Annotated in this window: 34 protein-coding genes; 18 read left to right on the top strand and 16 right to left on the bottom strand. The window is 63.1% G+C overall.

All coding sequences use genetic code 11. The features are described 5' to 3' along the window. Nucleotides 1–26: 26 nt before the first annotated feature. Nucleotides 27–605: a hypothetical protein gene (locus BLS26_RS05670; protein WP_092509184.1), complete on the bottom strand. Its 579-nt coding sequence runs from the start codon at nt 603–605 to the stop codon at nt 27–29. A gap of 276 nt (nt 606–881) precedes the next feature. Here BLS26_RS05670 and BLS26_RS05665 point away from each other — a divergent pair, with 276 nt between their 5' ends. From BLS26_RS05665 to BLS26_RS05650, 4 genes are all read left to right on the top strand, one after another. Then, nucleotides 882–1,556 carry a response regulator transcription factor gene (locus BLS26_RS05665; RefSeq protein ID WP_092509182.1) on the top strand — a complete coding sequence of 225 codons (675 nt, stop codon included), beginning with the start codon at nt 882–884 and terminating at the stop codon, nt 1,554–1,556. Beyond that, nucleotides 1,553–2,917: a HAMP domain-containing sensor histidine kinase gene (locus tag BLS26_RS05660; RefSeq protein ID WP_092509180.1), complete on the top strand. Its 1,365-nt coding sequence runs from the start codon at nt 1,553–1,555 to the stop codon at nt 2,915–2,917. The genes BLS26_RS05665 and BLS26_RS05660 overlap by 4 nt, the downstream gene beginning before the upstream one ends. A 143-nt stretch (nt 2,918–3,060) precedes the next feature. Then, on the top strand, nt 3,061–3,648 hold the full coding sequence (locus tag BLS26_RS05655; RefSeq protein WP_092509178.1) for a class I SAM-dependent methyltransferase: 588 nt from the start codon (nt 3,061–3,063) through the stop codon (nt 3,646–3,648). After that, a complete protein-coding gene (locus BLS26_RS05650) occupies nt 3,648–4,259 on the top strand; it encodes a DedA family protein (RefSeq protein WP_092509176.1) in 612 nt (203 codons plus the stop codon). The genes BLS26_RS05655 and BLS26_RS05650 overlap by 1 nt, the downstream gene beginning before the upstream one ends. Here BLS26_RS05650 and BLS26_RS05645 read toward each other — a convergent pair. Then, entirely contained in the window at nt 4,254–4,652 is a 399-nt protein-coding gene (locus tag BLS26_RS05645) for an MAPEG family protein (protein WP_157676316.1), read from the bottom strand. The genes BLS26_RS05650 and BLS26_RS05645 overlap by 6 nt on opposite strands. A 140-nt stretch (nt 4,653–4,792) precedes the next feature. Next, nucleotides 4,793–6,199 (bottom strand): carotenoid oxygenase family protein, encoded by a 1,407-nt coding sequence (locus BLS26_RS05640; RefSeq protein WP_092509172.1) that lies wholly within the window; start codon nt 6,197–6,199, stop codon nt 4,793–4,795. Nucleotides 6,200–6,311: 112 nt separating this feature from the next. On the opposite strand from BLS26_RS05640, the gene BLS26_RS05635 reads away from it, so the two are divergent. Together BLS26_RS05635 and BLS26_RS36480 are read left to right on the top strand one after the other, a co-directional pair. Continuing rightward, nucleotides 6,312–7,064 carry a TetR/AcrR family transcriptional regulator gene (locus tag BLS26_RS05635; protein WP_092509170.1) on the top strand — a complete coding sequence of 251 codons (753 nt, stop codon included), beginning with the start codon at nt 6,312–6,314 and terminating at the stop codon, nt 7,062–7,064. 35 nt (nt 7,065–7,099) lie between these two features. Next, a complete protein-coding gene (locus tag BLS26_RS36480; protein ID WP_197681314.1) occupies nt 7,100–7,324 on the top strand; it encodes a hypothetical protein in 225 nt (74 codons plus the stop codon). Nucleotides 7,325–7,331: 7 nt separating this feature from the next. Here the strand turns inward: BLS26_RS36480 and BLS26_RS05625 are convergent, their stop codons facing one another. Beyond that, on the bottom strand, nt 7,332–7,919 hold the full coding sequence (locus tag BLS26_RS05625; protein ID WP_092509168.1) for a hypothetical protein: 588 nt from the start codon (nt 7,917–7,919) through the stop codon (nt 7,332–7,334). Between the two features lie 189 nt (nt 7,920–8,108). On the opposite strand from BLS26_RS05625, the gene BLS26_RS05620 reads away from it, so the two are divergent. Then, nucleotides 8,109–8,780 carry an SET domain-containing protein gene (locus BLS26_RS05620; protein WP_092509166.1) on the top strand — a complete coding sequence of 224 codons (672 nt, stop codon included), beginning with the start codon at nt 8,109–8,111 and terminating at the stop codon, nt 8,778–8,780. Nucleotide 8,781: 1 nt separating this feature from the next. Here the strand turns inward: BLS26_RS05620 and BLS26_RS05615 are convergent, their stop codons facing one another. The 3 genes from BLS26_RS05615 to BLS26_RS05605 form a co-directional block, all read right to left on the bottom strand. Next, nucleotides 8,782–9,789 carry a phosphatase PAP2 family protein gene (locus BLS26_RS05615; protein WP_092509164.1) on the bottom strand — a complete coding sequence of 336 codons (1,008 nt, stop codon included), beginning with the start codon at nt 9,787–9,789 and terminating at the stop codon, nt 8,782–8,784. Nucleotides 9,790–10,094: 305 nt separating this feature from the next. After that, the gene (locus BLS26_RS05610) at nt 10,095–10,385 is read right to left on the bottom strand and encodes a DUF6522 family protein (RefSeq protein WP_092509162.1); all 291 of its coding nucleotides are present in this window, start codon (nt 10,383–10,385) and stop codon (nt 10,095–10,097) included. Beyond that, entirely contained in the window at nt 10,382–10,816 is a 435-nt protein-coding gene (locus tag BLS26_RS05605) for an Rrf2 family transcriptional regulator (protein WP_092509160.1), read from the bottom strand. Before BLS26_RS05605 ends, BLS26_RS05610 begins: the two co-directional genes overlap by 4 nt. An 88-nt stretch (nt 10,817–10,904) precedes the next feature. Here BLS26_RS05605 and BLS26_RS05600 point away from each other — a divergent pair, with 88 nt between their 5' ends. Together BLS26_RS05600 and BLS26_RS37035 are read left to right on the top strand one after the other, a co-directional pair. Then, on the top strand, nt 10,905–11,372 hold the full coding sequence (locus BLS26_RS05600) for a group III truncated hemoglobin (RefSeq protein ID WP_157676697.1): 468 nt from the start codon (nt 10,905–10,907) through the stop codon (nt 11,370–11,372). Beyond that, nucleotides 11,369–11,503, top strand: a complete 135-nt coding sequence (locus BLS26_RS37035; protein WP_256385912.1) for a hypothetical protein — start codon at nt 11,369–11,371, stop codon at nt 11,501–11,503. Before BLS26_RS05600 ends, BLS26_RS37035 begins: the two co-directional genes overlap by 4 nt. A 124-nt stretch (nt 11,504–11,627) precedes the next feature. On the opposite strand, the gene BLS26_RS05595 is transcribed toward BLS26_RS37035, so the two are convergent. Both BLS26_RS05595 and BLS26_RS05590 read right to left on the bottom strand, forming a co-directional pair. Continuing rightward, entirely contained in the window at nt 11,628–12,026 is a 399-nt protein-coding gene (locus BLS26_RS05595; protein WP_092509158.1) for a hypothetical protein, read from the bottom strand. A gap of 58 nt (nt 12,027–12,084) precedes the next feature. Further along, nucleotides 12,085–12,306, bottom strand: a complete 222-nt coding sequence (locus BLS26_RS05590; RefSeq protein WP_371360780.1) for a hypothetical protein — start codon at nt 12,304–12,306, stop codon at nt 12,085–12,087. 99 nt (nt 12,307–12,405) lie between these two features. Here BLS26_RS05590 and BLS26_RS05585 point away from each other — a divergent pair, with 99 nt between their 5' ends. From BLS26_RS05585 to BLS26_RS05575, 3 genes are all read left to right on the top strand, one after another. Then, nucleotides 12,406–13,227 carry a helix-turn-helix domain-containing protein gene (locus tag BLS26_RS05585; protein WP_092509154.1) on the top strand — a complete coding sequence of 274 codons (822 nt, stop codon included), beginning with the start codon at nt 12,406–12,408 and terminating at the stop codon, nt 13,225–13,227. A gap of 93 nt (nt 13,228–13,320) precedes the next feature. After that, nucleotides 13,321–13,986: a DsbA family protein gene (locus BLS26_RS05580; protein ID WP_092509152.1), complete on the top strand. Its 666-nt coding sequence runs from the start codon at nt 13,321–13,323 to the stop codon at nt 13,984–13,986. A 109-nt stretch (nt 13,987–14,095) separates the two neighbouring features. Continuing rightward, a complete protein-coding gene (locus BLS26_RS05575) occupies nt 14,096–14,734 on the top strand; it encodes an NIPSNAP family protein (protein WP_092517661.1) in 639 nt (212 codons plus the stop codon). 13 nt (nt 14,735–14,747) lie between these two features. On the opposite strand, the gene BLS26_RS05570 is transcribed toward BLS26_RS05575, so the two are convergent. The 3 genes from BLS26_RS05570 to BLS26_RS05560 form a co-directional block, all read right to left on the bottom strand. Continuing rightward, nucleotides 14,748–15,692 (bottom strand): cupin-like domain-containing protein, encoded by a 945-nt coding sequence (locus BLS26_RS05570; protein ID WP_092509150.1) that lies wholly within the window; start codon nt 15,690–15,692, stop codon nt 14,748–14,750. After that, nucleotides 15,689–16,897 carry a GNAT family N-acetyltransferase gene (locus BLS26_RS05565; protein ID WP_092509148.1) on the bottom strand — a complete coding sequence of 403 codons (1,209 nt, stop codon included), beginning with the start codon at nt 16,895–16,897 and terminating at the stop codon, nt 15,689–15,691. Before BLS26_RS05565 ends, BLS26_RS05570 begins: the two co-directional genes overlap by 4 nt. A gap of 224 nt (nt 16,898–17,121) precedes the next feature. Further along, a complete protein-coding gene (locus BLS26_RS05560) occupies nt 17,122–17,529 on the bottom strand; it encodes a hypothetical protein (RefSeq protein ID WP_092509146.1) in 408 nt (135 codons plus the stop codon). A gap of 140 nt (nt 17,530–17,669) precedes the next feature. Between BLS26_RS05560 and BLS26_RS05555 the strand changes: the two genes are divergently transcribed. The 4 genes from BLS26_RS05555 (at nt 17,670) to BLS26_RS05540 (ending at nt 22,076) form a co-directional block, all read left to right on the top strand. Further along, a complete protein-coding gene (locus BLS26_RS05555) occupies nt 17,670–17,897 on the top strand; it encodes a hypothetical protein (RefSeq protein ID WP_092509144.1) in 228 nt (75 codons plus the stop codon). Nucleotides 17,898–18,042: 145 nt separating this feature from the next. Further along, nucleotides 18,043–19,488, top strand: coding sequence for a caspase family protein (locus tag BLS26_RS05550; RefSeq protein ID WP_092509142.1), 1,446 nt, complete (start codon nt 18,043–18,045; stop codon nt 19,486–19,488). Nucleotides 19,489–19,538: 50 nt separating this feature from the next. Further along, nucleotides 19,539–21,566 (top strand): pyrroloquinoline quinone-dependent dehydrogenase, encoded by a 2,028-nt coding sequence (locus BLS26_RS05545; RefSeq protein WP_092517659.1) that lies wholly within the window; start codon nt 19,539–19,541, stop codon nt 21,564–21,566. A gap of 216 nt (nt 21,567–21,782) precedes the next feature. Further along, nucleotides 21,783–22,076 (top strand): HdeA/HdeB family chaperone, encoded by a 294-nt coding sequence (locus BLS26_RS05540; protein WP_172804550.1) that lies wholly within the window; start codon nt 21,783–21,785, stop codon nt 22,074–22,076. A gap of 15 nt (nt 22,077–22,091) precedes the next feature. Here the strand turns inward: BLS26_RS05540 and BLS26_RS05535 are convergent, their stop codons facing one another. Next, on the bottom strand, nt 22,092–22,553 hold the full coding sequence (locus BLS26_RS05535) for a PaaI family thioesterase (protein ID WP_092517657.1): 462 nt from the start codon (nt 22,551–22,553) through the stop codon (nt 22,092–22,094). Between the two features lie 360 nt (nt 22,554–22,913). On the opposite strand from BLS26_RS05535, the gene BLS26_RS05525 reads away from it, so the two are divergent. Together BLS26_RS05525 and BLS26_RS05520 are read left to right on the top strand one after the other, a co-directional pair. Continuing rightward, on the top strand, nt 22,914–23,198 hold the full coding sequence (locus BLS26_RS05525; protein ID WP_172804549.1) for a hypothetical protein: 285 nt from the start codon (nt 22,914–22,916) through the stop codon (nt 23,196–23,198). 120 nt (nt 23,199–23,318) lie between these two features. Continuing rightward, complete coding sequence (locus BLS26_RS05520) at nt 23,319–23,561, top strand: hypothetical protein (RefSeq protein ID WP_092509136.1); 243 nt, start codon at nt 23,319–23,321, stop codon at nt 23,559–23,561. A 132-nt stretch (nt 23,562–23,693) separates the two neighbouring features. On the opposite strand, the gene BLS26_RS05515 is transcribed toward BLS26_RS05520, so the two are convergent. The 3 genes from BLS26_RS05515 to BLS26_RS05505 all read right to left on the bottom strand — a co-directional run bounded on the left by BLS26_RS05515 (nt 23,694) and on the right by BLS26_RS05505 (nt 25,400). After that, nucleotides 23,694–23,942, bottom strand: coding sequence for a hypothetical protein (locus BLS26_RS05515; RefSeq protein WP_092509134.1), 249 nt, complete (start codon nt 23,940–23,942; stop codon nt 23,694–23,696). A gap of 226 nt (nt 23,943–24,168) precedes the next feature. Next, nucleotides 24,169–24,348, bottom strand: a complete 180-nt coding sequence (locus BLS26_RS05510) for a hypothetical protein (RefSeq protein ID WP_092509132.1) — start codon at nt 24,346–24,348, stop codon at nt 24,169–24,171. A 728-nt stretch (nt 24,349–25,076) separates the two neighbouring features. Beyond that, the gene (locus tag BLS26_RS05505) at nt 25,077–25,400 is read right to left on the bottom strand and encodes a hypothetical protein (RefSeq protein WP_092509130.1); all 324 of its coding nucleotides are present in this window, start codon (nt 25,398–25,400) and stop codon (nt 25,077–25,079) included. Nucleotides 25,401–25,444 lie beyond the last annotated feature (44 nt).

Here is a 25,444-nt window from a genome sequence, read left to right as displayed (position 1 = left end):
TGGAGGGTGTGTCTGTCTTATGGATCTCAGTTGGTTCCGGGCAGGGCGTTGGCCGGCGGCGTGCCGTACTTCACCCTGCGATATTCCGGATACCATCTGGTGAAATAGACCGCACTGTTGCGGGCGGCAAATGCAACCAGCAGGCTGGACCACAACGGCAGGCCGGGGACATAGATCAACGCAATATTGCCGACCATCATCAACAGCGCCGCACCGGTCCAGGCCCAGGTGATGACGTAGTTCGCACGCAGGAACCCGGGCAGCTTCGCGGTTTCGGCGTCGACCACTTCGCGGGCGTATTGCAGCGTGAACGGCGCGCGCATCACGATCGACCCCAGCGAGACCAGAAAGATACCGACATCGACGGCGAATTTGATCGCGGAATTGCTGAAGGCGGGATCGACCAGAGCGAGGTAGCCGCCGACCGCGGTGAACACGATCACCGAGCCGGCGCCGAGGATCTTGATCGAGCGCCCGCGCACGATATCGAACGCGATCACCGCGAGGCAGATCGCCGCCGCCGCAAACAGGCTCGTGGTCGCCGACGTCACCAGCATCAGCATGGCGTAGGCGCCGTAGGGGGCAAGGATCAGGAAGATTGTCATGGCAGCCTCTCGGGCTAATCTTTACATCGTAAAGATACCCTAGGGGCGCAGACGGGAGCCGTCAAGCGAAATCTTTACAGTGTCAAAATAAACAGTTTTGCCATAAAATATCAATTTTTACAGTATGTTGGATGGGCTGTCGGCGGCCGGGGATGAAGATGTTAAGCCAGGCCGTGGGGGCGTTCGATCTCGCGAAATGTCACGCCCGCCTGCAACCCTGCCGCAATGTTCGCGCAGTAGCGTCGGTTCGGGAAAAGCTGACGTTGAGGTGATGGATTGCGCGTGTTGCTGGTGGAAGACGAGCCGGAGATGGCGGCAGCGCTCGCAGCCGCCTTGAAGAACTACGATATGGTGGTGGACCATATCTCGACGCTGGCTGATGCCGAGGAAGCCGTTTCCCTCAATACCTACGCGGCCATCCTGCTCGACCGCCAACTGCCGGATGGCGACGGGCTGACGCTGATTCCCAAACTGCGAACCGCAGGGGTCGGTGTTCCCGTCATCGTGCTGACGGCGCGGGGCGAACTGACCGATCGCGTCGCGGGGCTGAACATCGGCGCGGATGATTATCTCGGCAAACCTTTTGCCGTCGAAGAATTGCTGGCACGGCTGCGCGCGGTGCTGCGCCGGCCGGCCGATCTGCCGTCGGAAATCATCCGGCTTGGCCGCCTGTCGTTCGACGCCGGCGATCGCGAAGCCAGCGTCGGCGGCCGGCCGCTCGATCTGCCGCGCCGCGAACTTCTGGTTCTGGAGACGTTGCTGCGACGCATGGGCCGCACCGTGGCGCGCGCGTCGCTGGAGGAAGCGGTCTACAGTATCGACGATGAGATCCAGTCGAACGCCCTCGATACCCACATTTCCCGGCTCCGCCGCAAATTGTCCGAGGCGCAGGCCGGGATCGAGATCCACGCCATTCGCGGCGTCGGCTATCTCTTGAAGTCCGCGACATGACGGACGCGCAGCCGCGTTCGCTGCGGTGGCGCCTGGTGCGCCGGCTGGCCGTGTTGCAGGCCACGATGCTGGCGCTGTTCGTTCTGGTCGTGATCGCGGTGCTGTGGGGCTCCGGAACTCTGAATACACTGGAGCCGGAAGACGACACGATCGACGCGCTGCGTGATGCGGTCGTCCGCGATGCGAATGGCGGGATATCGGTGCGCGAAACGCCCGCCGTCTCGAAGCGGCGGGATCAATCGCCCAATTTCTGGTTCGTGGTCCGCGACCGTGAAGGACATTCGGTTTCACAGGGCAGGGTGCCGCGGGAATATGCGGAGATCGGCGCTGCGCTGGATGGCATCGGTCAGGCCCGGCTCGGCTGGAATCTCGACGATGGGCCGCGCCCGACCGCCCGGATGAAGTGGATCGAAACATCCGCCGGCGACGTTCAGATCCTGACCGGCCCGGGCGGTACGGTATCGTGGCGACGGGTCGTCCTTGCGGCCTCGACACTGTTCCTGAGTGTGGTGCTGCCGATCATCGTTCTGATGAGTCTCGCAACGCTGATCGCAACGCCGATCGTAATTCGCCGGACCCTGGCCGGTCTCGGCCGCGCGGCCGCGCAAGCGGAGGAAATCGATATCGACAGGCGGGGGGCCCGGCTGCCGCTGCAAGACGTGCCATCGGAAGTCGTTCCGCTGGTCTCGGCCGTCAACGACGCCTTGCGCCGGCTCGATGAGGGATATGAAAGGCACAAGCGTTTCCTCGTCGATGCCGCGCACGAGCTTCGGACCCCGATCGCCATTCTTCAGACCCGGCTTGAATCGATCCCGCTCGGACCTCACGCGCCGCGCGTGCTCGAGGATGTCGCGCGGCTGTCCACTCTGGCCGATCAACTGCTGGATCTGCAGCGCGTCGATCAGGGGAGCGATGGACTCGTTGATATCGATATCGTCGTCATGGCGAGAAAGGTGACGGCCGACCTTGCGCCGCTGGCCATCGCCGCCAATTACGAGCTGTCGTTTGAGACCGCCGCCGAGCATGTCTATGTGCACGGCGACCAGGGCGCGCTGGAACGGGCGCTGACCAATCTGGTTCAGAACGCGATCGAGTATGGCGGCCGAAAGGGACTGATTGCGGTGAGGGTGGATCGTCCGGCCAGGATTTCGGTCACGGATGATGGCCCCGGCATTCCGCCGCCGCACCGCGAGCGCGTGTTCGAACCTTTCTACCGGCTGAACGGACGCAACCGCGGCGCCGGGCTTGGTCTCAATCTCGTTCAGGAGATTGTGCGGCGGCATGATGGCGTGGTCACCATTCGCGAAGCCAGCTCCGGCGGCGCCTGCGTCGAGATGACGTTCCGGCCGGCCAACGTTTGATCCGCCAACGCAGCGCATCCGGGCGATCGGTTTTTCTCTGCGCGCCGCGCCGCGTAATGTTCACACAACTTCCATCCTTCATATCGCATCGATCCCGACATCAGTCGGCGATGCGGTTTTGACTCGATGGGTTAATCATTCTCATGGCAACACAAAATGTCCTGCTGTTCTTTCGTGCGTTGGCGCTCAACCCCTTCAGGGTAGGAGCGATCGCGCCGTCGGGGGCTGATCTCGCAAGTCTGATCACAAGCGAGATCAGCCAGGCCTCCGGTCCGGTTCTCGAACTCGGTCCCGGCACCGGCGTCTTCACCGAAGCATTGCTGGCGCGGGGCGTCAGCGAGCGCGGTCTCACGCTGATCGAATACGGTTCGGATTTCATGCGGCTGCTGCAATCGCGCTTCCCCAAAGCGCGCGTGCTCTGGATGGATGCGGCCTGGATGGCTTCCTACGATCTGTTCGAAGAGCCGCTGGGTGCCGTGGTGAGCGGCCTGCCGCTGCTCAACTTTGCGCCCGGGAAAGTCAGCGCCATTCTCGCTGCCGCCTTCGGTGCGCTGCGCGAGGGCGGGGCGTTCTATCAGTTCACCTATGGCACCAAGTGCCCGGTATCGAAGTCCCTGCTGGATCAGCTCGGACTACAGGCGAATTGCATGGGACGCGTGCTGCTCAATATCCCGCCGGCCTCGGTGTACCGCATCACGCGAAGCAACTCGTGCAAGCTGGATCAAGCCTGATGCCGGCCGATCTCGACATCCCGGCTTGCATCGCCTTGCTCGCCGAATGGGGTCCTCTCGGAATTGCAGGCATCGCGCTCGCCGAAAAGCTGCTTCCGGTGGTGCCGTCGTATCTGGTTTTCGTGCTGCTCGGCACGGCGGCGTCGGGCCGAAGCGATCTGGCCGTCACCGTGGCCGCGGCGGCAGCCGGCTCCACGTTGGGCGCGCTTGGGTGGTACTGCGTCGGCCTCGGTCTGGGGCCAACACGGGTCGAGTCGCTGATTGAACGGTTCGGGCGCTACATACTGCTGAAGCCCGCCCTCTATTCCCGGATGACGGGCGCTTACCGGCGCAATCATTTCTGGGTCACGGTGGCAGGGCAGGCGATTCCGGCGGTACGGGTCTATCTTTCGATTCCGGCCGGAGTGCTCCATCTGGCAGTCGCGACCTTCCTGGCGGCAACGCTGATCGGCAGCCTGGTGTGGACCGGGCCGCTTCTCACGCTCGGATATTTCCTGCGTGAGCAAAATGTCGACGCCGCATCTGCGGGAGTGCTCGTCGTTGCGGCGCTGGCCGGCCTTGAACTTGTTGTACTGGTCGGCTGGCGTCTGGCGCGGGGCCGAGGCTCATAGCAGCCGCCACAGGATCGTCACGGCGCAGGCAATCAACAAAACGAAGGTGATCGTGGCGCCGCCGACCCGGCCGATGCGAAACTGCAGCGTGTTGGGCGCGGCGTACATGCCGAGCGGATGCAGCAGCCGCGACGCCAGCAGCGCGCCCATCAGCAGATGAACCCGCATCGCCGGCAGACCTGACATTTCGAGCATCGCAACCATCAGCGTGATGATCGGGACGTATTCGACGAAGTTGGCGTGAACCCGGATCGCGCAGCGAAGTTCGAGGCTTCCGTTGTCACCAAAGCTCGCCCGGTTGTTCTGCCGCAAGCGCGCGACTTGAATGGCGAGCGCCGCGTAGAGCAGCGCGAGAACGGCGAGGTAGATCGCGGTAATGGAGGGCAGATGCATGGGTGTCTCCGCCGTGACTTGTTTCTCCATGCAGTCATTCCGGGGCGCGACAAAGTCGCGAACCCGGAATCTGGAGATTAATTACCTCTAGATTCCGGGTTCGATGCTGCGCATCGCCCCGGAATGACGGCGGATGTTACTTACTCTGCACCCACCCAGTTGCCATGAAACCCATCGGGCACGCGATGGCCGAGATGCACCAGCGCGACCGGGCCGGATTCGACGTCCTTGGCGTTGAACACCGCGAGGTCGCTGCGGTTTTCCTGCGCTCGCCAGACCGCCGACAGCAGCCAGCCGTCGCCCTCGGTGGCGCCAGGACCGCGTTCGACGAACACCGGCTCCGAAATGGTGTCGCCGGCGGGCAGGAGATAGTTGCCGAGCCGCTTGCCGTTGCCGTCGACATGCACGAGGCCAGAGAGCGCGCCGAACATCGGCAAATCCGGATTGGCGCAGGCGTACCAGCCGTGGCTATTCTTGAGGCCGGCGCGGCGATCGTCGATGCGCGGGAATTCGCCGGTGAGGTCGTCGTCCAGATAGGTCTGGGTGAAGCGGTCGGTATTCCCTGCAAGGTCGAAGGTCCAGCGGCAGTACCGTGCGCGCGATTTATCCGGATCCGTCTTCGAGCCGTCGGGATGGGTGAACAGCGGCGCTTCCTCGAACTGCATCACGTCGGCGATGATGAGGTTGCCTTCCTCCCAGGCATTCATGACGTGGAACACGTAGCAGCTCTCGGCGCGGAACCAGACCAGGTCGTTGGCCGAGCCGTTGCGCTTCATGACGCCGACATAGGCGCCTTTCTCCGGCTCCCAGGCGTAAGGTGGCCGGCCGCGCATCGCGCGGTCCATGCTGCCGGTGATGGGCAGGATCGGAAACAGCAGATGATTTTCGGTGACGATGAAGTCGTGCACCATGCTGGCATAGGGCGCTTCGAAGCGATCGAACCGCGTCACCACGCCTGAAGCGTTGACGGTGCCGAACGAGAGGGCAGGGGTCAAAGGTCCCGCGGCGTTGTAGCCGAAGAACGCCATCTCGCCGGTGACCGGATCGATCTTGGGATGCGCGGTGAAGGGACCCTTGATGGCGCCCTTGTAGTCGCAATAGCCGAGACGGTTGAGCGTGCCCGGCTCGATCTCGGTCGGCAGATGACCCTCCTCCAGCGCCAGCAGCCGGCCGCCGTGAAAGATGATGTTGGTGTTGGCGACGCCGCCATCGTCGATGGTCGAGGGCGGCGCATCCGGCAGCTTGCGGCCGAAGCCGCCGAACAGGGCGCGGCCGGCGTCGTGTTCGGCCTGCCATTTCGGGGTGCGAACCCAGCGGTTGCGATAGCTGGCGCGGCCGTTCTCGAGACGGAAGGCGTGCAGCATGCCGTCGCCGACGAACCAGTGCGCGCCGGGTGCGTCGAATTGCGGGTTGGGACCGTTGCGATAGAGCGTGCCGTTGAGTTCGCGCGGCAATTCGCCGCTCACCTTGAGAAACGGCGCGTCACACTCCATCGGGATCGGCGCGAGGTTGGTGCGGGCCGCATTGGTCGAAACCTGGTCGAGCATCTCACGTTCCTCCGGTTATATCTTTACATCGTAAAGATGTCAGTAACGATGCCAGGGCCCGACGTCAAGCAAAATCTTTACAGTGTAAAAATAGCGTCATATAAGGATTCGCATGGCAAGATTATCCAGAGAAAACCGAACGAGTCGTCCGGCTGCGCGGCTGCGCAGGCCGGCCAAGGTCGCGGCTGAGCGGCCGGCCGTCCGGCGGCGCCGCGCGGCGGGCGACACGCCCTATCATCATGGCGATCTGCATGAAGCCTTGCTGCAGGCGGCCGAACGGGTGCTGGAGCGCGACGGTATCGCCGGGTTGACGCTGCGGGCGGTGGCGCGTGAGGCCGGCGTCTCGCATGCAGCACCGACCCACCATTTCGGCGACCTCACGGGTCTCCTGAGCGAACTCGCCGCCATCGGCTTCCGAAGGTTCAACACCGCCATGATCGCCGCCCGCGCCAGCGAAACCCATCCGCTGATGAAGGCGATGGCCAACGCCAAGGCCTATGTCGCCTATGCGCAGGCGTATCCCGGCATGTACAGCCTGATGTTCCGCACCGAGCGGCTCGACATGACGCGGCCCTCGTTGCACGAAGCCGCGACCGCTTCGTTTCAGGGGCTGGCGAACTCGGTCGCCGCCGGCCGCCAGGAGGGCGGCCTTCAGGCACCTCTCTCCGGCGAGGCGCTGGACGCTTTGTCGCTCGAACAGGCGGCCGCAATTGCGCGCAACTGGTCGCTGGTCCACGGCTTCACCATGTTGCTGCTCGATGGACGGCTGAAGGACATCCTGCACCGGCTGCCCGCGGGCACCACGCCCGAGCAGTTGCTGGACGCGATGATGCGTGCGGCGGTCGGCCGGCTGCCGGTGGCGTAGACGACCGACAATGCAAACCGGAGATCGGCACTGCCATGAGCCAGGTAATTCCGCAGCGTATGACAGCCCGCATCGATGGCGACTTTGTCGTGTTCCTGATCGGCATGCGCGTCAACAGGCCGTGGAAGATCTGGAAAATGGGCACCGGTCGCAAGCCAGATGCCGCGCATACTGACGGAGCTTGCCAGGCAGCCCGAGCTTGGGCTGTTGTACGCGCGAACGCATTTCGGCCTGCCGGAAGCGGGCGACTGACGGGTTAAACCGGGGCTAGCGCCTTGCGAGCCCCACGGCCCTGCCGTTTGCGCCGATCACTTTCACTTCGTCCTTGCCGCATTTGAAATCGCGGGCCAGTTCGTCCGCGGCCTTGCGGGCGAGTTCGTTCGCCTTGGGATTGGCCTGGGCATCGATGTAGGCGACGTGACAGACCCCGGGCGGCAGGCGGATGACGGCCAGCATCGGTTTGGCGATCGGCCGTCCGTTCTTGTCCTCATCGGCATTGTCGGCAATGTGCCAGCGCTGGATGATCGCGAACGGCTTGCCGTTCGCCGTCCGCCACTCGACCGTATGCTCGGTCGAATTGAACGGCCCGAACCAGACTTGGGCGGCGGGCTCCCTGGCCGCCGCCGCGCGGTTACGGCCGACCGAGACGGTTTCGCGCAGGTCGTCCTCAGTGATCACAACCACCAGACCGGCCTTGCCGGGGCAGGTCCGGATGGTGCTGTCGTCAACCTCGGTGCCGGCGCCGGTGACGCGGCAATCCTTCGGTGCCGTCGACGTGTAACGGCTGCCGAATGTTTGGGCGCTGGCGGGTGAAATAGGGTCCAATGCGGTACTGAGGAGCGCGGCGACCGCCATTCCGGTGAACTGCCAACAAGGGACGCGTCTCATCCGGCCACTCTTCGCTTGGGAACCCCATGATTTCAGACGTGTGCAACCTGGGGAAGGTTCACGGGAAGCGAGCGAAAGTCCTGACAGCGTCACGGAATCGTCCTAGAAGAGCGACTTCGCCATTCCTTGTCTCAGAAGCGTGTAGTCTTCAATCCCATGCCTGCCATTCCCAAGAACAAGCCCTATCGCGTCGGCCGCTCCGCCACTGGTCTCGGCCTCTTCGCCACCAAGCCGATCAAGAAGGGCAGCAAAATCATCCGCTATTTTGGCCCGCTGTTGGATTCGAAGAAGAAAAAAGACGACGCGATCGAGAACAAGTACCTGTTCGAGCTCAACAACCGCTGGACCATCGATGGCTCGGTGCGCAAGAACATCGCCCGCTACATCAACCATGCCTGCAAGCCGAACGCGGAATCCGACGTCAAGCCGCGCAAGCGCAAGGTGGTCATCCGCGCCATCAAGAACATCGAGCCGGGCGAAGAGATCAACTACGATTACGGCACCGACTATTTCAAAGCCTATCTGAAGCCGATCGGCTGCAAATGTGCAGCCTGCGAGAAGAAGCGCAAGAAGAAGCGCGCCGAGGCGCGGGCCGAGAAATTGCGGCTGAAGGCGAAGGCCGAGCGCAAGGCGCTGAAGGAGGCCGAGAAGCAGGCCGCGAAGGCGAAGAAGGCCAGAGAAAAGCTGAAGCAAAAGCGGGAGCTGAACGGCCATTCGAAGGTCGCCAAGGCCAACGGCAATAGCCGCGTCCGGGTGGCCAGCAAGAGGCCATCCGCCCCGAAGCCGCAGGCTGCCGCGGCTATTCCAGCACCGGCGCTTCAGGCCTAGATCACAGCCGCCGCAAATCCGGATCCAGGCGCGGCGATGAAGCGTATTCCATCGCGTCAGCCGTCGCCGCACGCGTCAATCGCGTTGCGACATAAATCGCAATCCCGGCTACCGCGGCGCCGCCGACGATATCGATGAAATAGTGCGCGCCCTGGATCGGCGTCGATGCGATGACGAACAGGTTCAGCATGATGGCGCCAACGCGCACTTGCTTGATCGGATAGAACCCCCACGCGAACAGAATGGCCCATACGGCATGGAAGCTCGGGAAGGTGATGAGCCCCTGCATCTGGCCGACCTCGGTCTGCCGGCCCGTCCGCAGCGCATCCAAAAGCAGCGTCTGATTGTGGGTCATGATCGGCGAGAGGTTCGCGAATTCGTCCGGCTGAATCTGCAGAAAGCTGTAGATGCCGCCTGCCGGCATGAAAGTGAAAACGGTGAGCGTGAGGCATAACGCCAGTCCGCTGGCCAGAACGTATTGCTGCAGTCGCACAATTCGTGACGCGGAGACGAGGACCAGGGCCAATACCGTGAACTGGAGCAGCATCGAGCGGTAGGCGAGCCAGGTCAAAACCGCCAGAGTCGGGCTTTCATTGATGAAGTGAAGATAGCTTCGCCAATCAAGCTGCATCCATCTATCGGCGGCATTCAGCAGGGCGTCGCAATACGGAAATCCGGCGGCCGCCAGTGGATAGGAAAGGGCGCTTCCCAGCGACAAAACAAGCGTGAGTTGAGCGCAGGCTTCCGTGCCGAAGCTGATCCAGGGATCGGGCCGCAGCCGGCTGTAGCAGCAGGACACGGCAAGGAAGATCAAAACGCACAACAGGATATTGATGTTGCTCAACCACTCGAATGAAAGGCCGGCAGCGCGATATGCAACGATGTTCGCAACCGACATCGCCGCGATCACGCGCCAGATGAGCCGGCTGTTGCGGGCTAATGACGCAACGTCCAGCCTCGAATCCGTGCGGTTTTGCAAGGACGAGACGTCGTTGGCGGCAGCCAGCATTTGGTTGGCGGGAGAGCTTGTCACGTAGTTTTCTTCTTGTTTCGGCGACGCAATTCCAAATTGCGGCCATTAGACCCCGCAGCCCTTAACAAAATCGGAATCGGGTTTATGGAGCGTTGAAATGCAACCTTTGAACCGGTTTACGTTTAACCAAATATGCCGTCCCAATTCGAACCATGGATCGGGAGCAAATTTCGTTTTTGGAAACCATTTCAAGCATCTGGACGAGAGATTCGGGACGAAACGTTCCCGTTGGGCGCAGATGTGCGGCACCTGAGCTGGCGATGCTGCGTGCGTCGCGGTTTTCATCCGCCGGGCTTGCGCACCGATTTCGGCAGCGATCCGGCACCAAAGTCGAGCGCCGAGCGCTGGATAACGGCGCCCGACGCGTCGATCACGACGCGGAACCGCCGGTGTTCGGAGAAGAAGGTGAGGCGATGGCGGCCCTGATCGGCATCGACGCCGCGCTCGGCAAGGCTGGTGATGCTGCCCGTGCGCATCCCTTGCTGGAGCAGGGCTAGCGTCACGCCGAGCCCATCGGCGACGATGGATGCATCGATCTCGACCTCGCCATTTTCGAATTCGATCGGTTTCATGATGCGGGCGCCGCGCTGCGTCCAGCCCGTGCGGGATAGGCGCATTCCTCAAGTGTCGTCGAGTCGAGTTCGCGCATAAAAGCTTCGCGCGCGGCGGCGAGTTTCGCCTTCAGGCGGCAGCGCGGCGTCAGCGCGCACGAACCACCATCGTCGCGAAAACATTCGACCAGCGCGTGCGGCCCTTCCAGCGCCCGCACGACCTGGCCAAGCGTGATCGACTGGGCGGAGCGTGCGAGCGAGAACCCGCCGCCGGCGCCGCGCTGGGTCGCGATGAAGCCGCCATCGGCGAGGTCGCGCACCACCTTGGCCAGATGGTTGCGGGAAATGCCGAACTCGGCCGCGATTTCGTTGGTCGCAAACGAGCGCGTCGGTTCGCCCGCCAGCCGCATCAGGGCGCGCAACGCAAAATCCGTGAACGATGTCAGGCGCATGGGATCCTCTCGCAAGTTTTGCTTGCAAATCTTCTATAGCGCCTTAAATAGGTATTTCAAATACCTATTTAAGCGATGTGCGAGGGAAATGATCGTGACGGGAGCCGAGCGGCGCGAACAGATCACAGCCGAGATCAGCGAACGGACAGGGATTACCGAGGCCATGATCGAGCGCCTGGTGCACGCCTTCTACGACAAGGTGCGCGCGGACGCGGTGCTGGCGCCGGTGTTCGATGCCCGTATTGCCGACTGGGAGCCTCATCTTGCGCAGATGTGCGCGTTCTGGTCATCGGTCGCGCTGATGTCTGGCCGTTATCACGGCACGCCGATGGTCAAGCATATGCCGCTGCCGGTCGATGCCGCGCATTTCGACCGCTGGCTCGATCTGTTCGAGGCGACGGCGCGCGAAATCTGTCCGCCCGCGGCCGCAGCCCATTTCGTCGAGCGGGCGCGGCGAATCGCGGCCAGCCTCGAACTCGGCATCGCCAACGGGCAGGGCGTCCTGCTCGGTGTCGGGGAACGGTTTCGGCGCATTGAAACAGGAGCCAGCCGATGAGCTTTCGGGCAGATCGCGTGACCGCCAAAGAGGCGGCCAATCCCTATGCCGGCAGCAGCCTGGTGCCGATGCTGATCATCGGGCTGGTGCTGACCTTTGCCGGAATGATCGCGGCGCTGGTGTTGAGCTGAGCTCCCTCGTCATTGCGAGGAGCGCAGCGACGAAGCAATCCATGCTTTCTTGCTGGTGATGGATTGCTTCGCGGAGCCTGTCATCGGGCGCGCATTCGCGCGACCCGTTGGCTCGCAATGACGGTTAAGCTGTCACCACACCGCCGCTCCTGCGCAAGCCGACATATTGCAGCTCGGCGAACACGCCGGTGGCGATCGCCTGCGCGACGACAACGATTTCACCGAGCAGGTTTGGCGAGACCGCACCCGAGAACAGCAGTGCGATGCTGGCAAGCGTCCACGCTGCGTTGCCCGCGACAACGATCAACACCAGCGCCTTCGGCACCGACGATCGCGTGCCCAGCCAACCCACCAGCGCGGCATAGGCGATCAGGAACAGCCCGGTCTCGCGCAGCAACGCTTCCGGCAGATTGAGGAACGGCGCGAGCAGGCCGGCGCCGAGCGTGAGGCCAGCGGCCGATACGCCGCTGAAGATGGCGTCGGCCAGCAGGGCGCGGCTCAGGAACGTGGAGGGGGTGATCATGACGGTATTCTCCTTCGGTTGCTTGGGTGGTTGGTGGGGAAGTGCGCCGCTGCCGGCGTCAGGAATGCAGCCACGCGCGGAGCCGGCGCAGCAGCCGGCGCGGGCAGAGCGACTTGCCGACCTTGTTCTCGAAGGTCTGCACGTGGGCGAATACGAAAACGCTGGTCTCGTGGACCACGGGTTCGGGCATGCAAAGCGATCGTGCCAGCGCCCAGGTGCCGAGCTTGAGCGTCCACGGGACCACGGCGGCGAGGGGACGGATGAGGGAAAGCATCAACATGGTCATCTCCTGTGATGCCCAAGATGTCCCGCCCAGCGACCCAATTCGATTACCTCCGACGTAATGGAAGCGAAGAAATCCGCGTGGTAGGTTTTCACCATGAACGCACATGCTTCCACGGCGCGAGCCGAACGATCCCACCCCGTCCATATCGGCGACCATCTGCGCGAATGGCGGCAGCGTCGTCATCTGAGCCAGCTCGATCTGGCCGGCGACGCCGAGATATCCGCGCGTCACCTGAGTTTTGTCGAAACCGGCCGCGCCGCGCCGTCACGTGAAATGGTGCTGAAGCTGGCCGAACGGCTGGAGGTTCCCTTGCGCGAACGCAATGTCCTGCTGGTTGCCGCCGGCTTTGCCCCGGCCTTTCCGCAACGCGCCCTCGATGACCCGGCGCTGAAATCGGCGCGGGCCGCGATCGATCTGGTGCTGAAGGCACATGAGCCGAACCCAGCGCTGGCCTATGACCGGCACTGGAATCTGGTCACCGCCAACCGCATGGTGGCGCCGTTGCTCGACGGCGTTGCGCCACATCTGCTCGGACAGCCCCTGAATATTCTCAGGCTTGCCTTTCATCCGGAGGCGCTCGCGCCGCGCACCGCCAATCTGGCCGAGTGGACCAGCCATTTGCTGGAGCGGCTGCACCGCCAATGCGAAGCGACCGCCGACCCTGAACTGCTCAAGTTGTATCAGGAGCTGAAGGCCTATCCGATCCCGGCGCGATCGGGGCCCTTGTCGTCTGACAATGTCGCGATCCCGTTCAAGCTGCGGCACGGCGGCGACGTGCTGAGCTTCATTTCCACCACCATGATCTTCGGCACGCCGGTCGACATCACGCTGTCGGAACTGGCGCTGGAGACCTTCTTTCCCGCCGACGACTTGACCGCGCGGCGGATGCGGGAGATGGCAGCGAATCTTAAATAGCGCCTTGCTCAAATAGCGCCTTGTCTGGCGGTAGTTTCGGCTTATTTTGCGGGCATCGTTTTGATGCTCCAATGAAAAAGCCGGGAGACGCTGATGAGCACCCTGAAGCCGCTGAAGATCGACATCGTCTCCGACGTGGTCTGCCCATGGTGCTACATCGGCAAGCGCCGGATCGAGAACGCGCTGGCGCTGGTGCCCGACGTCCCCGTGGAGGTGCGCTGGCGGCCGTTCTTTCTCAATAACTGGGTGCCGCGCGAGGGCATCAGCCGCGACGAATATCTCACCGCCAAGTTCGGCTCGGTCGAGGCCTATAAGGGCATTGCCGGCCGCGTCGTCACGGCCGCGGGCGAGGAGGGGTTGACCTACCGGCCCGAACTGGTGAAGCGCCAGCCCAACACCATCGATTGCCATCGCCTGATCCATTGGGCGGAAGCGCAGGGCAAATCAGCCGAGATGAAGCAGCGCCTGATGGAGCTGTACTTTCGCGACGGCGGCGATCTGACCGACGTCAACGTGCTGGTGCAGGCCGCGGCCGATGTCGGCCTCGATGCCGATGTCGTACGCAAGCGTCTTGCAACCGACGAGGACGTAGCCCTGATCTCCGGACAGGCGCAGGAAGCCGCCGATAAGGGCATCTCCGGCGTGCCGACCTTCGTGTTCGCGCAGAAATACGCGGTGTCCGGCGCCCAACCCGCCGACCAGCTCGCCCGCGCCATCCGCCAGGTCTCCAGCGAGATCAACGCGCAGGCGGCGGAATAGAGAAAAGCGGTTCTGCCATGGCTTGCTCCGTTTGACGGAGCAGGGTTGAGTGCGGCCGGGTTACAAAACCAACCACAACAACCAACAACAGAAGATTTCGGGAGGCATCATGCTCTATGAATTGCGAACCTACACCGTCAAGCCGGGTACGCTTGGCGATATCGTCAAGGCGGCCTCTACCGTGTCGCGCGATGTCCGCGGTGATAATTACGGCAAGCTCGAAGGCTACTGGTTCACCGAGATCGGGCCGCTCAACCAGGTCATGCACATGTGGAGCTACCCGAGCTACGACGAGCGCACCCGGCTGCGCGGCGAACTGGCCAAGAACCCGCGCTGGAACAACGAGTACATTCCGCTGATCCGCCCGATCATGGTGCGTCAGGACATCCGCCTGCTCAACGCCATCAGGCCCCCGGTGGCGCCTGCGACCTCAGGCAACATCTACGAATTGCGCAACTATCGCGCCAGGGCCGTCGGTCCGGTCAGGCAATGGCTGGAGGCCTTCACCGCGGTGCTGCCGGAACGCGAAAAGTATTCCAAGATCGTCGGCCTTTGGCAGACCGAGGCGGGGCAGCCCAATGAAGTTTGCCACATCTGGGCCTATCCCGACCTGAACGCCCGCGCCAAGGCCCGCGGCGACGCGATGAAGGACCCGGCCTGGCAGGAATTTCTCAGCAAGGGTCCGGGATTCCTCGAGGAGATGCACTCGACCATCATGCTGCCGGCGCCGCATTCGCCGTTGAAGTGAGGCTGTCGGGAGCTCAAGTGCCCTTCAGATAGTAGTTCGCCCGTTTACCCAGCGCGATCCGCCGCAGCACGCGGCGCATCGCCATCGAAGCGCGCAAGGGGCGGATCGCCATCGTCGCCGTGCGGTAGAAGGCGAGCTTGAGCGCGTCGCGCACCGGCTGCCGGCCGGGCGGCTGTTGCGGCAGGCCGATGCCGCGCAGCATCGAATTGAAGAAGTGCAGGTCGTTGAGACGGCGCACCTCGCGCGTCTTCCAGGTGATCGCCATCGAGATCGAGAAACTGTCTGATGTGCGCACCCAATGCGGCCACTGATACGGCACGTAGCAGCCGTCGCCGGCGAACAGATGAAATTCCTGGCCCTTCGACGCAAAGCTTTCGTCGTAGGTCAGGTTGCGATGCTTGGTCATCGAGCGTTCGATTTCGCCGTCGGAGACGATGGAGCGATCGCTATTGTCCATGATCGTGAAGAACTTTTCGCCGTGGACATGGACGAAGAAATTGTCCTCGCTGTCGAGATGGAACGGCGTGGTCGAATTCGGCGACGATACGAACAGGAAACCTTCGACCTGTTCGAAACCGGCGTCGAGCAGGCTGTTGAAGCCGCGCGCGCGGGCAACCGACAGCAGCGTGTCTTCCAGCAGCGCGCGGTATTCCGGCGAATTCTCCACGCGCTTGAGCACCATCCAGGCGCCGGCAGTCTCGATCCCTTTGACGATCTCGACCGGATCGAGATCGACCGAGGGAATGGCATCCGGGTCCTGGCTGATCGCGACCTTGCCGGAATTGTATTCGATCAGGTCACGCGGCAGTTCAGCGGCGAGCTGCGCGATGCGCGGCAGCATCAAGAGCGGATGCCCGGCCAGCCGGTGACGGATCGCGAACGGCTTGTGCGGAAAGTCGCGCCGGAGCGCGTCACGGTCGGCCGTGATCACGGGCGCGACGGAGGTACCGGTGTTCATGAGGATTTCTCCCGATGTTTCCGGATCAGGCGAACGAGGTGGCGCGCCGGCGCGCGGAGCGCCTTGCGCAAGCCAAGTGCGGCATGAATGAGTGCTACGACCGGATCGCGCCGCCGTAGCGGGATCAGCACGTCGCCGATCGCCAGACGCCCGCGCCAGATCGGGTCGATCATCGTATGGCCGGGGTTTGCGGTGGAATCGACCAGGCGAATGGAAGGGTCGGCGCAGAGATGCCGGGTCAGATCCAGCGTCAGTTGCACGCCCGGTGAAAATTTCGCGAAACGCTCGTCGACGCCGAGCTTGAAGTAGAAGGCGCGGTCCTGATGGCGCAGCACGATCGCCGATGCCACCGGCGTGTCGCCGGCGCGCAGCGTCACGATCTCGCATTGGCCGGTCTCCGCCAGGCCTTCGGTGGCGCGACGGATAAACGCCGCATCGCCGGCGTGCTGTCCGAGCGCAGTGCCGCGCTGGCCCTTCCAGCCGCTGGCTTCCAGTTTCAGGAAGGTCTCGAGCGCCGCTGCGACATCGTTTGGCTCGCATGCGACGTCGAACCTGATGGCGCCGTGCTCGGCGAGACGGTTGCGCTGGCGGCGCAAGTCCTTCAATTTCTTGGCTCCGAGCGCTTCCTGAAGCAGTTCATCGGCATCACGGCTGGCGTCGAGACAGGCGCGGACATGCGACTGCAGCACGATCGGCTGCATGCCGTCGCGCTGCAGAACACTTGCGAAGGATTTCATGGCGGCGCCGTCGAGCGAAATATCGCGCAGGATCAGTGCATGGGCGCCGTCTCGGCGCGCTTGCTGCAGCAGGCCCGCGGCCGCGTCTTCCGCCAGTTCGCGGTCGAGCGGCGGCGTCGACAGCGTGCCATAGGGATCGGCACTGACCAGCGCGGGCAGCGGAATCTTGCAGGCGCGCCACAGTGAGATCACCGGCATCAGCCCGATCAATTGGGACGCATCGCCCCATGCACTGAGCGCGGCGACGCCACCGCGGCCGCCGGCGGAAGCGTTCACTGCCAGTTCCCAGTCGGGCAAATAGTAGCCGTTGGGTTCGGCGGCGCGTTCGGACAGCGCACGCCATGACGGCAGGGGAATGTCGGCAAGGGGCGTCAGCGCGCCGCCGGTGTCTGCCGCCGACGCACGCGTTCGGGTGGCATCCCTAGTCGATGCACGACGGACCACTGCTGATTCAGCAATCTCGGCCACTTCCCCAAATCCCCGTTCGCGATTTATCGGCCTGCGGCACCGCAGCGCCGCTTGGTTGCATCGCGTTCACGGGCAAACGGTAAGCCAGAAAAATGGAAAATGCCGTTGGTGCGAAGCTCGAATTTGAGCGGTCGTGTTAACGGCTCGTTCAGCATGAGGCCGGTGGCAACCGGTCGTCGCTGATCATCCTCGAGCGGGAACGGGTTTTGCCCGGTAGCGCGATGCTAGATCAGTTCGTAATTCTCCGTCATGCAGGTGTCCTCGGCCTCGACCTGCCGGCGATCTGAAATCACGCCATCGGCGATGGTGATCCGGTAGGTCTGCGTACCCAGCGGCTTGCCGGTCACCGATACCAGCTCGGCCCTGACGCATGCCGTCCAGCCCGGGCCGCGCAGATTGTGTCGCGGCTCTGAGACGCGCACATGCGCCGGCTGCGACGCCGCCGTAAAGACCTGGTCCAGTCTTTCGCCCAGCATCCGCTTGACGTCGGGTGGCGCTTCCAGCGGGGCAGGTTCGGGGGCCTTGGCGCGCATGAATTCCGGCACCGGCGAGCGAACGTCGGCCATGCCGCACCCCGCCAGCCATAATGCCCCGCCCGCCATCAGCGCGATATGAACGATGTGCCGCCGCATCGGGGGCTTTTTACCCCGGACAGGGGCCGGCGGAACAGGCTATGCTTCATTACAAATACGATACAAATGCGAGCCCGGGATTGCCATCGTCCCGCGGCAAGGTAGATTTTCGAGCGAACAGGACGCCGGAGAGCAGCGCGATGAAGACTTTCACGATTGCGGCAGTCATGCTGGCGTTGCTCACGACGACGGCCGCAAACGCGCAGGCAAAACGGCCTCACGACGACCAAAAACAGAAGACGGAAGAAAAACCGAAGGTGGACGAGAAGGCCTACAAGGCCGCGCTGGAAAGAATTCCCGAGCCCAAGGAAAAATACGATCCCTGGGGCGTCGCGCGCCCGGCAGAACCCGCCAAGAAGCCGAAATAACGTCCCGCAATCGCAGCACGTTGCACCTGCGACACTCTCGCCGCTGAATTGAGCGCAACCGCCGCCTCACTTCGGGAGGCTTGCTTGAACCTTTCGCTTTCAGCGCATGACCTACGTCATGCCTGCATTGCCGGGAGGTGGTCTCATGTTCCGTCACACGCTTCTGAAACTGATGATATCGGCGTCGATGCTGCTGGGGGCGGGCTCCGCCTTCGCCGAAAACCGCGTCGCGCTGGTGATCGGCCAGTCCGCCTATCGTTCGGTTCCGGCGCTGCCCAATCCGGCCAATGACGCCAAGGCGGTCACGCAAATGCTGACCGATTCCGGCTTTGAGGTTTCGACGGCATCAGATCTTTCGCAGAACGAGCTGCGGCAACAGGTCAGCGAGTTTGCCGGAAAGGTCGCGGCCAAGGGCGCCGATACCGTAGCCCTGGTGTTTTATGCTGGCCACGGCCTGCAGATCGACGGCGAGAATTATCTGGTCCCCGTCGACGTCGATCCGAAGCGGGAAGCCGACATTCCGATCCAGGCGGTGCGCCTCAACGATATCCTGAATACGCTGACCTCGGTGCCGAGCAAGATGCGCATTCTGATGCTCGATGCCTGCCGCAACAATCCATTCCCTGACATCAGCAAGACCTCGGGCGGCGGCTTGGCCATCGTCGACGCCAAGATCGGCGCGCCCGGAACGTTTCTGTCATTCTCGACATCGCCGGGCGCCGTCGCCGAGGACGGCTCTGGCGCCAACAGCCCCTATACCAGCGCGCTGCTCAGCGCCGGCAAGGAACAGGGGATTCCGATCGAGGAAACCTTCAAGCGGGTGCGGCTGGCGGTGAACAAGGCAACCGACGGCCGGCAGACCCCGTGGGACAGCTCGTCGCTGACGGAAGATTTCCGGTTTTTGGGCCCGGCGGTCGCCGGTGCGAAGCCGGCTGCCATCAAGAAGAGCGTTGCCGAGTGGACGCGCGACCTCAAGGGCAAGCCGGTCGAGCAGGCCAACGAAATTATCGTGGCCGACGGTACCGACGAGGCCTATGAGGCCTTCGCCGGCCTGTACGCGCAGACGCCGCTCGGCGTGCTGGCGCGCGACTGGCTCAATCGTCATATTCGCATGGTGGCCTGGAATAACGCCGTCATCATCAACACCGCGGCCGGCTATCGCGGCTTCCTCGCCAAATTCCCCGATAGCGATCTCGCCGCGACGGCGCGCAAGCTGGAAGAGCGGCTGCGCAACCGCCCTGACATCGCCCCCGTCGTTGCCGGCGCAGGCGCGGCGCCGCAAAACGTCGCGCTGACCTGTCCCTGCAACATTCAGCCGGCGCCGCAGCCGCAGTTGAAGAAGGTCGACGCACCGGCCAAGAACACCGATCCTGTCCCGCCCAGGCGGGTCGATCGCAAGCCGCCGCGGCGTCTGCAGGAGCCCGGCGACGACGTCGTGGTCTATCGCCGTCCGCCGCCGCGCGAGGTGTACGAGCCGTCAGGACCGCCGGTTGGCATCGGCATCGGTATCGGCATTGGCGGCGGTGGTTACGGTGGCGGAGGCCGAGAGGGCGGATATGTCGGCCAGGGCCGCGGCCGGGGTGGATACTGAGGCGGTAATCGCGTAATCGGTTTCGCATGCGCTTCGCGTGCGGAGGCACCATGCGAAATCCGGTTCGGCTGTTTGGCTTTCTCGTCTGTCTTGGCTGGGTCTGCCTTTCGTCGCTCGCGTTCGCCTGGGAGCATTGGGGCGGCGATCGCGGCGGATCGCGCTTCTCTCCGCTCACCCAGATCACGCCTGATAATGTCGGCAATCTGGTTCGCGCCTGGGAGTTTCGTACCGGCGACCTCGACAGCCGTGCGCCCGAGGTGATGAAGCGGACCAAGTTTCAGGCCACGCCATTATTTGTCGAAGACAGCCTGATCTTCTGCTCGCCGTTCAACGAAGTCATCGCGCTCGATCCCGGCAGCGGCGCACCAAAGTGGCGCTACGATCCGAAGATCTCGACCAGCCAGCGCCCGGCCAATCGCTACAATTGCCGCGGCGTCGCTTATTGGGTCGACGACAAGGCGGCCGCGAATGCCGCCTGCCGCGCCCGGATCTTCATGGGCACCAACGATGTCCGCGTGATTGCGCTCGATGCGAAGACCGGCATTCCCTGCGACGACTTCGGCAAGAATGGCGAGATCAGGCTTGGCGTTCCGCCGCTGGAATGGCCCGGCGAATTCCAGATCACCTCGGCGCCCGTGATTATCAGCGGCGTCGTCATCGTTGGGTCGTCAATCGCGGACAACCGCCGCGTCGAGGCGCCGGCCGGCACGGTGCGCGCCTTCGATGCGCGGACCGGAGCTGAGCGCTGGAATTTCGATCCGCTGGTGCATAGCGGCGTCATCGCCGGCCACGCCAATGTCTGGGCCCCGATGTCGGTGGACGAGGATCGCGGCCTGGTCTTTCTGCCGACGTCGTCGCCGAGCCCGGACTTCTGGGGCGGCAAGCGGCCAGGCGACAACGATCACGCCGATTCCGTCGTGGCGCTTCGAGCGGCGACCGGGGAATTGGCCTGGTCGTTTCAAACCGTGCATCACGATGTCTGGGATTACGATCTGCCGGCGCAGCCGACGCTGGCGCGCATCGATACCGGTGAGGGGATGCGCGATGTCGTGATCCAGCCGACCAAGCAGGGCTTTGTGTTCGTGCTCGACCGCGACACCGGCAAGCCGGTATGGCCGGTGGAAGAGCGCGCCGTGCCGCAAGGCGGCGCGGAAGGCGAACAGCTCTCAGCCACGCAGCCGTTCCCGACCCATGTGCCTGCGCTGGTGCCGCAGCGCCTTTCAACCGACGATCTGTTCGGCCTCATTCCCTTGACCGATCGCGCCGCTTGCCGTGACCAACTTGCCCCGTTGCGCAACGATGGTCTCTTCACGCCGCCCTCGACGCAAGGCACGTTGATGTTTCCGATGACCGGTGGCGGCGTGAACTGGGGAGGCGTAGCATTCGACCCTGTCCATCAAATTCTCTACGCAAATACCTCGCAGGCGATCCACATCGTCAAGCTGCTGCCGCGCGCGGCGGCCCAAGGCTTCAACCCGCCGCCGGGCCATGATTTCGGACAACAAACAGGCGCGCCGTTCGCGATGACGCGCGCGGTCGCGATGTCGCCGCTCGGCCTGTTGTGCAACAAGCCGCCATGGGGCGAGATGGTCGCGGTCGATCTGAAGGCCGGGAAAATTCTGTGGCGGTCGCTGGTCGGCACCACGGAAGACCGTGCGCCGCTCGGCATCGCCTTCCACTGGGGCACGCCGCTGGTCAACGGCGTCGCCATTACCGCGGGCGGTCTTGCCTTTACCGGCGCGATGGACGCGTACCTGCGCGCCTTCGATGCCAGGTCGGGCGAAGAGCTCTGGCAGGGCCGGTTGCCGGTGCCGGGCGTCGCCAATCCCATGACCTATCTGTGGCAGGGCGAGCAATATGTCGCGATCGGCGCCGGCGGACATTCCGAGTCGGGCACGACGATCGGCGATAGCGTGGTGGCGTTTCGTCTGGCGCGGCCGGGCGGAGCGCCGTCGCTGTGGTCGCGTACCATCGACCGGCCCGGCGGGCGGTTTTTGGCCAAGGCGATTGCGCTTGGCTTGGTGGTGCTGCTGGTCATCGCTCTGTGGCGACGGCGGAGGCGCCGCGCAATGGCCTGACGCTGTGTTTGACGAGATGCCGTTGCGCTGCGTCCTTGTCGCAAATCGGAAACAATGTGGATGGCCGTTCATGGCGCGGCGAAGTTGCCAGCCACCAAATTCGCACACTTGCGCAGCCGTTCTGATTCCGTTTACGACAACGCCGGGGGAACTGCTGGCGCGGGTTTCCGGCATCACGTGCCTGTTTTTACATTTCACGCGCCAATGGAGATCATCATGAAGACGACCGTTTCGATCGCGCTTGCCGGAGCGCTCATGCTCTCGTCCGCAACGGCGAATGCCACCGTGCTCGATCTCTCGACCATGAACTGCAAGCAGTTCGTCGAGAGCGACAAGGACACGATCATGATGGTGCTGACCTGGATGGACGGCTGGTACAAGGGCGATTCCGACGAGGCGATCATCGATACCGACGTGTTCGTCGCGAACGCCAAGAAGTTCGGCGAATACTGCGGAAAGAATCCGACCATCAGCATCGTCAATGCGGCGGAAGAAATTCTCGGCAAGTAATCGGGAGTAACGCGTTTAAGCGTTCAACATCGCGAACGCGCTCGAGACCATCGCCACCGGCTTGTTGTCGGTGGCGGCCACGAGCGTGACGCGGCCGAAGCTCATGGTACGCCCGAGGCGAACCACGCGTGCGTCGGCCAGCACGTCGCCGGTGGCCGCGCGCATGAAATGCGTGGTCTGGTCGACCGTGGTCATCGGACGATAGCCGCGGTTGGCGGCGAGGTTGGCGATCACCATGGCGGTGTCGGCAAATGCCATCAGCGCTTGGCCGCTGACGACGCCGCCGTTGCGGCACAGCCGTTCCGAGAACGGCAGGCGCAGGATCGCGCCCGGCTGCCAGTCGGTTGCCTCGCCGGGCGGCGGGGTGAAATCAAAACCCTCGATCGACAGATTGAGATCCAGCACCCATGGCGCAAACACCTCGCCGAGTATGCGCCTTGCTTCACCGATACCGAATTCCGTGGCTTGCTGCTGCATGAACCCTTGTTTCCCGCCGGTATAATCGTTGGCGCATTGTAGGGGCCATTCGGCCGAAGGGAACAGCCGCTGCGGCTTGAAAATGCCGGACTTGCGGCCCATGATCTGCCCCTTGGGGGAGTGGGCCGTTATGTTGCGCCGCCTGATCTTGATCGTCAGCGTAATCGCCGCAGGCCTTGCGCTTTCAGGCTGCACCAAATGCGGTCCGATCTGGGACGACTGGACGCAATCGCCAAAATCCTGCAAGTCCGACCGCCTTTAGGCGCAGGTGCCCGAGTAGCCCTCGTGCTTGGCGGCACGGTTGGGGCGGTGATATATTCCATCGAAAACGCGAGGGCGAACGTCCCAATGGAGAGCGTCATGAGAATGCTGAGCGCGGTTGCGGTGATGGTGCTGTTGACAGTGCCGGCCTACGCGCAGACACCCAATATCAACCTGATGCCCGAATTCCAGTCCAAGACCCCGGAGGAGAAGGAAGCGGAAGCGACCAGGGACAAGGCCTACAAGGATTCCCTGAAGAAGATTCCCGACGCCAAGACGTCTTCCGATCCTTGGGGCACGGTGCGGAGTAACGACGCGCCGAAGGCTGCGGCGCCGGCCAAGCCGAAAACCAAGACCGGAAGCAGCGCGCAGCGCAGCCAGTAGCAACGGCCGGGGCGGGCGCTAGGATGAACCAATAGGATGAGCCAATAGGATTCTTGCGCCGCCATCCTATATTCAGCCGGTCGTCCTGTGTTCCGGAGTTACGACATCTGGAGTTGAGAGTTGGGCTTTCGTCCCCGCGATCTCGCGAGCCGGATGGCCGGCCGGCGCAAACCGAACCGCCGACCGGACGACGGCTACCTGCGCGAGACCTTCACTTTGCCGCGCGACAAGGCGCGGATGCGGGCGCGCGACTTCCTCAACCGCTATCCCAAGGCGGCCTATATGAGCTCGGTCGAAAGCTGGCGCGAACTCCCTGGCGGCGACATCGAATTTACGATGCGCCGGCTCAGTAGCGCCGACTAAGGCGTTTCCGATTCCAGCGGGAAGGGGGCTCTCGTTCCAGATCGGGAACCGTGCCAAGACGCCGACCCAATGAGAATAATTGGCTTTTAGAATAATTGGCTTTTCGATAACGATCGACCGGAAGGTTCGGGCTTAATCCGGCGGAGCTTGATCCAGCGTCTCGGCAACCAGGCGAATTCGAAACACGGGCTTTCTGGATTCATCCAGCAGCTCCATCTGCCATTCGGCATTTTCGATCAGCTTGCGGGAGACGCCGGCGACCATGTCGCCGCAGACCCCGGTCATTTCCTTCCATGCTGCGTTACGGTCTGGAAATTCCGCACCCTCGTCACAGACGCCCGCGTGTTCGCCATGGCGGACGCTGAAGAAGAAGATAGGCATGGCGCGTGACCCCTGAAGAGAGGCCGTCTTTGGCCTCCGGGCACCCGTTGGAACCTGCGGGACGGGCGGAGTGGATTCCCCGAGCGGGTAAAGATCAACTCCGGATATTTACGGGCTTAAGCGCGTTACCGAGCATTTGAGGTATGACCCGGTGAAACGGATAGCATGCTGTAATCGTGTGGAATTATGTGATGTGGGGCGTCGGAAAAAATCCGGGAAACGTCCCCTATTTGCCGGAGATCTTTTTCAACTCACGGTCGATCCGCAACTGGACACGCCGCATGGCGAGCAGCTGAAGTTTGGCCTCGGTCTTGCCGCTGACCACCCTGTCGCCGATCCTGAATTGCCATTTCCAGGTGCCCGGAGGGCCCGCCGTCACGGTGTATTCGACGCCCTTATGAATCATGCAAACGTTCCGTACCGATCAAAGTCCGCATTCAACCCGAATATCACCCAAGGTTGTGTAAATTTATTGCTACCCGCGCTAGCGGCGCGTGCTCGCAGGGGCTGAAGCGGGACTGGCAGGGCTGAAGACGCCGGCAGGTACTGCATCGGTCAGGATGTCAGTTGGTGGCCGGCATGCTTGAGCTCACGGTCGATCTTCAGCCGATCTTGTCAGCGAATATTCCACGCCTTTGTAATTCATCGGGTGGCCCGCATGCCGTCGGTATCAACAGAAGGGGAATCGAAAAGTTTCATCTGTTCAATAGTGCACATTGCGAGATTTGGTCCCCGCACGCCGCTGCGTTGGTTCGCAAATCCGGGGTGTGCGGGAAGGCTTCCGCCCAGAGCGGCCCTTGCAATAAAATGGCGCGCTTCCAGCGAACGCCTTCCAAAACGCACTGCGCCGCGCAAGCGGAATATGGTCGCTTGGCGGCGCAGGCTTATACCCCGAGTGATGCAATGTCCCAGGCAGGAATATGTCTGGATGGAATCCAAAAGGTTCAACGCCGGTCCCGGCAAAACGGTCAGGCGCAGGTCCGGCGCTGAAACGGGGGCTTGCGGCCTGCGTAGCTGTGTGGAGGGCGGGGTGGTCCTCCGGATTGTTCCCGGCTTTTCGCGCGACCTCGCCGCATGTCCCCATGCGGCGGGGGCGTCCGCCAGGTTGCCGCCAGCGACCGCCGCTTGGGATCGTTACATCCTCGCCATGCCAGCGAAGTGCCTGCCGCTGTAGGGCCCGACGTGAACGCCGGTCTGCAGACACTGGGCCTTTGCGGCCATGCACATCCGCAACCCGTCGGTCATATCAGCGGTATCGCGAATGCAGCTTGCCGCATAGGCGCTGCAGGTGTGCGGGATCGCGCGCCGAGCCATGACCCGGAGGTACCGCGCGGAACGGCCGCCGTCGGAAGACTGGCAGCACTTGCCGTTCATTTTTGTCGCGGAAGCTGGTGTCACCGCGGACGACAACGCAACCGCGGATAGCGCGAACGACAAGATGATGGCGATCGTCTTCATGCGTCCTCTCCCATGGGTGTGATTGCAGGGATATACAATCACGG

Source organism: Afipia sp. GAS231 (genome assembly GCF_900103365.1).
Taxonomy (GTDB): domain Bacteria; phylum Pseudomonadota; class Alphaproteobacteria; order Rhizobiales; family Xanthobacteraceae; genus Bradyrhizobium.
This window is presented reverse-complemented; position numbering and strand designations above follow the sequence as displayed.

Excerpts from the sequence above, each read along its gene's own strand:
- BLS26_RS05515 (WP_092509134.1), bottom strand. The coding sequence starts at position 23,942 with ATGCCTATCTTCTTCTTCAGCGTCCGCCATGGCGAACACGCGGGCGTC.
- BLS26_RS05600 (WP_157676697.1), top strand. The coding sequence starts at position 10,905 with ATGATCGTGACGGGAGCCGAGCGGCGCGAACAGATCACAGCCGAGATC.
- BLS26_RS05655 (WP_092509178.1), top strand. The coding sequence starts at position 3,061 with ATGGCAACACAAAATGTCCTGCTGTTCTTTCGTGCGTTGGCGCTCAAC.
- BLS26_RS05645 (WP_157676316.1), bottom strand. The coding sequence starts at position 4,652 with ATGCATCTGCCCTCCATTACCGCGATCTACCTCGCCGTTCTCGCGCTG.
- BLS26_RS05570 (WP_092509150.1), bottom strand. The coding sequence starts at position 15,692 with ATGAACACCGGTACCTCCGTCGCGCCCGTGATCACGGCCGACCGTGAC.
- BLS26_RS05650 (WP_092509176.1), top strand. The coding sequence starts at position 3,648 with ATGCCGGCCGATCTCGACATCCCGGCTTGCATCGCCTTGCTCGCCGAA.
- BLS26_RS05525 (WP_172804549.1), top strand. The coding sequence starts at position 22,914 with ATGAGAATGCTGAGCGCGGTTGCGGTGATGGTGCTGTTGACAGTGCCG.
- BLS26_RS36480 (WP_197681314.1), top strand. The coding sequence starts at position 7,100 with ATGAGCCAGGTAATTCCGCAGCGTATGACAGCCCGCATCGATGGCGAC.
- BLS26_RS05640 (WP_092509172.1), bottom strand. The coding sequence starts at position 6,199 with ATGCTCGACCAGGTTTCGACCAATGCGGCCCGCACCAACCTCGCGCCG.
- BLS26_RS05625 (WP_092509168.1), bottom strand. The coding sequence starts at position 7,919 with ATGGCGGTCGCCGCGCTCCTCAGTACCGCATTGGACCCTATTTCACCC.
- BLS26_RS05510 (WP_092509132.1), bottom strand. The coding sequence starts at position 24,348 with ATGATTCATAAGGGCGTCGAATACACCGTGACGGCGGGCCCTCCGGGC.
- BLS26_RS05560 (WP_092509146.1), bottom strand. The coding sequence starts at position 17,529 with ATGCGGCGGCACATCGTTCATATCGCGCTGATGGCGGGCGGGGCATTA.
- BLS26_RS05590 (WP_371360780.1), bottom strand. The coding sequence starts at position 12,306 with ATGTTGATGCTTTCCCTCATCCGTCCCCTCGCCGCCGTGGTCCCGTGG.
- BLS26_RS05555 (WP_092509144.1), top strand. The coding sequence starts at position 17,670 with ATGAAGACTTTCACGATTGCGGCAGTCATGCTGGCGTTGCTCACGACG.
- BLS26_RS05615 (WP_092509164.1), bottom strand. The coding sequence starts at position 9,789 with ATGCTGGCTGCCGCCAACGACGTCTCGTCCTTGCAAAACCGCACGGAT.
- BLS26_RS05505 (WP_092509130.1), bottom strand. The coding sequence starts at position 25,400 with ATGAAGACGATCGCCATCATCTTGTCGTTCGCGCTATCCGCGGTTGCG.
- BLS26_RS05635 (WP_092509170.1), top strand. The coding sequence starts at position 6,312 with ATGGCAAGATTATCCAGAGAAAACCGAACGAGTCGTCCGGCTGCGCGG.
- BLS26_RS05610 (WP_092509162.1), bottom strand. The coding sequence starts at position 10,385 with ATGAAACCGATCGAATTCGAAAATGGCGAGGTCGAGATCGATGCATCC.
- BLS26_RS05550 (WP_092509142.1), top strand. The coding sequence starts at position 18,043 with ATGTTCCGTCACACGCTTCTGAAACTGATGATATCGGCGTCGATGCTG.
- BLS26_RS05595 (WP_092509158.1), bottom strand. The coding sequence starts at position 12,026 with ATGATCACCCCCTCCACGTTCCTGAGCCGCGCCCTGCTGGCCGACGCC.
- BLS26_RS05575 (WP_092517661.1), top strand. The coding sequence starts at position 14,096 with ATGCTCTATGAATTGCGAACCTACACCGTCAAGCCGGGTACGCTTGGC.
- BLS26_RS05670 (WP_092509184.1), bottom strand. The coding sequence starts at position 605 with ATGACAATCTTCCTGATCCTTGCCCCCTACGGCGCCTACGCCATGCTG.
- BLS26_RS05585 (WP_092509154.1), top strand. The coding sequence starts at position 12,406 with ATGAACGCACATGCTTCCACGGCGCGAGCCGAACGATCCCACCCCGTC.
- BLS26_RS05540 (WP_172804550.1), top strand. The coding sequence starts at position 21,783 with ATGAAGACGACCGTTTCGATCGCGCTTGCCGGAGCGCTCATGCTCTCG.
- BLS26_RS05535 (WP_092517657.1), bottom strand. The coding sequence starts at position 22,553 with ATGCAGCAGCAAGCCACGGAATTCGGTATCGGTGAAGCAAGGCGCATA.
- BLS26_RS05620 (WP_092509166.1), top strand. The coding sequence starts at position 8,109 with ATGCCTGCCATTCCCAAGAACAAGCCCTATCGCGTCGGCCGCTCCGCC.
- BLS26_RS05605 (WP_092509160.1), bottom strand. The coding sequence starts at position 10,816 with ATGCGCCTGACATCGTTCACGGATTTTGCGTTGCGCGCCCTGATGCGG.
- BLS26_RS05545 (WP_092517659.1), top strand. The coding sequence starts at position 19,539 with ATGCGAAATCCGGTTCGGCTGTTTGGCTTTCTCGTCTGTCTTGGCTGG.
- BLS26_RS05580 (WP_092509152.1), top strand. The coding sequence starts at position 13,321 with ATGAGCACCCTGAAGCCGCTGAAGATCGACATCGTCTCCGACGTGGTC.
- BLS26_RS05660 (WP_092509180.1), top strand. The coding sequence starts at position 1,553 with ATGACGGACGCGCAGCCGCGTTCGCTGCGGTGGCGCCTGGTGCGCCGG.
- BLS26_RS37035 (WP_256385912.1), top strand. The coding sequence starts at position 11,369 with ATGAGCTTTCGGGCAGATCGCGTGACCGCCAAAGAGGCGGCCAATCCC.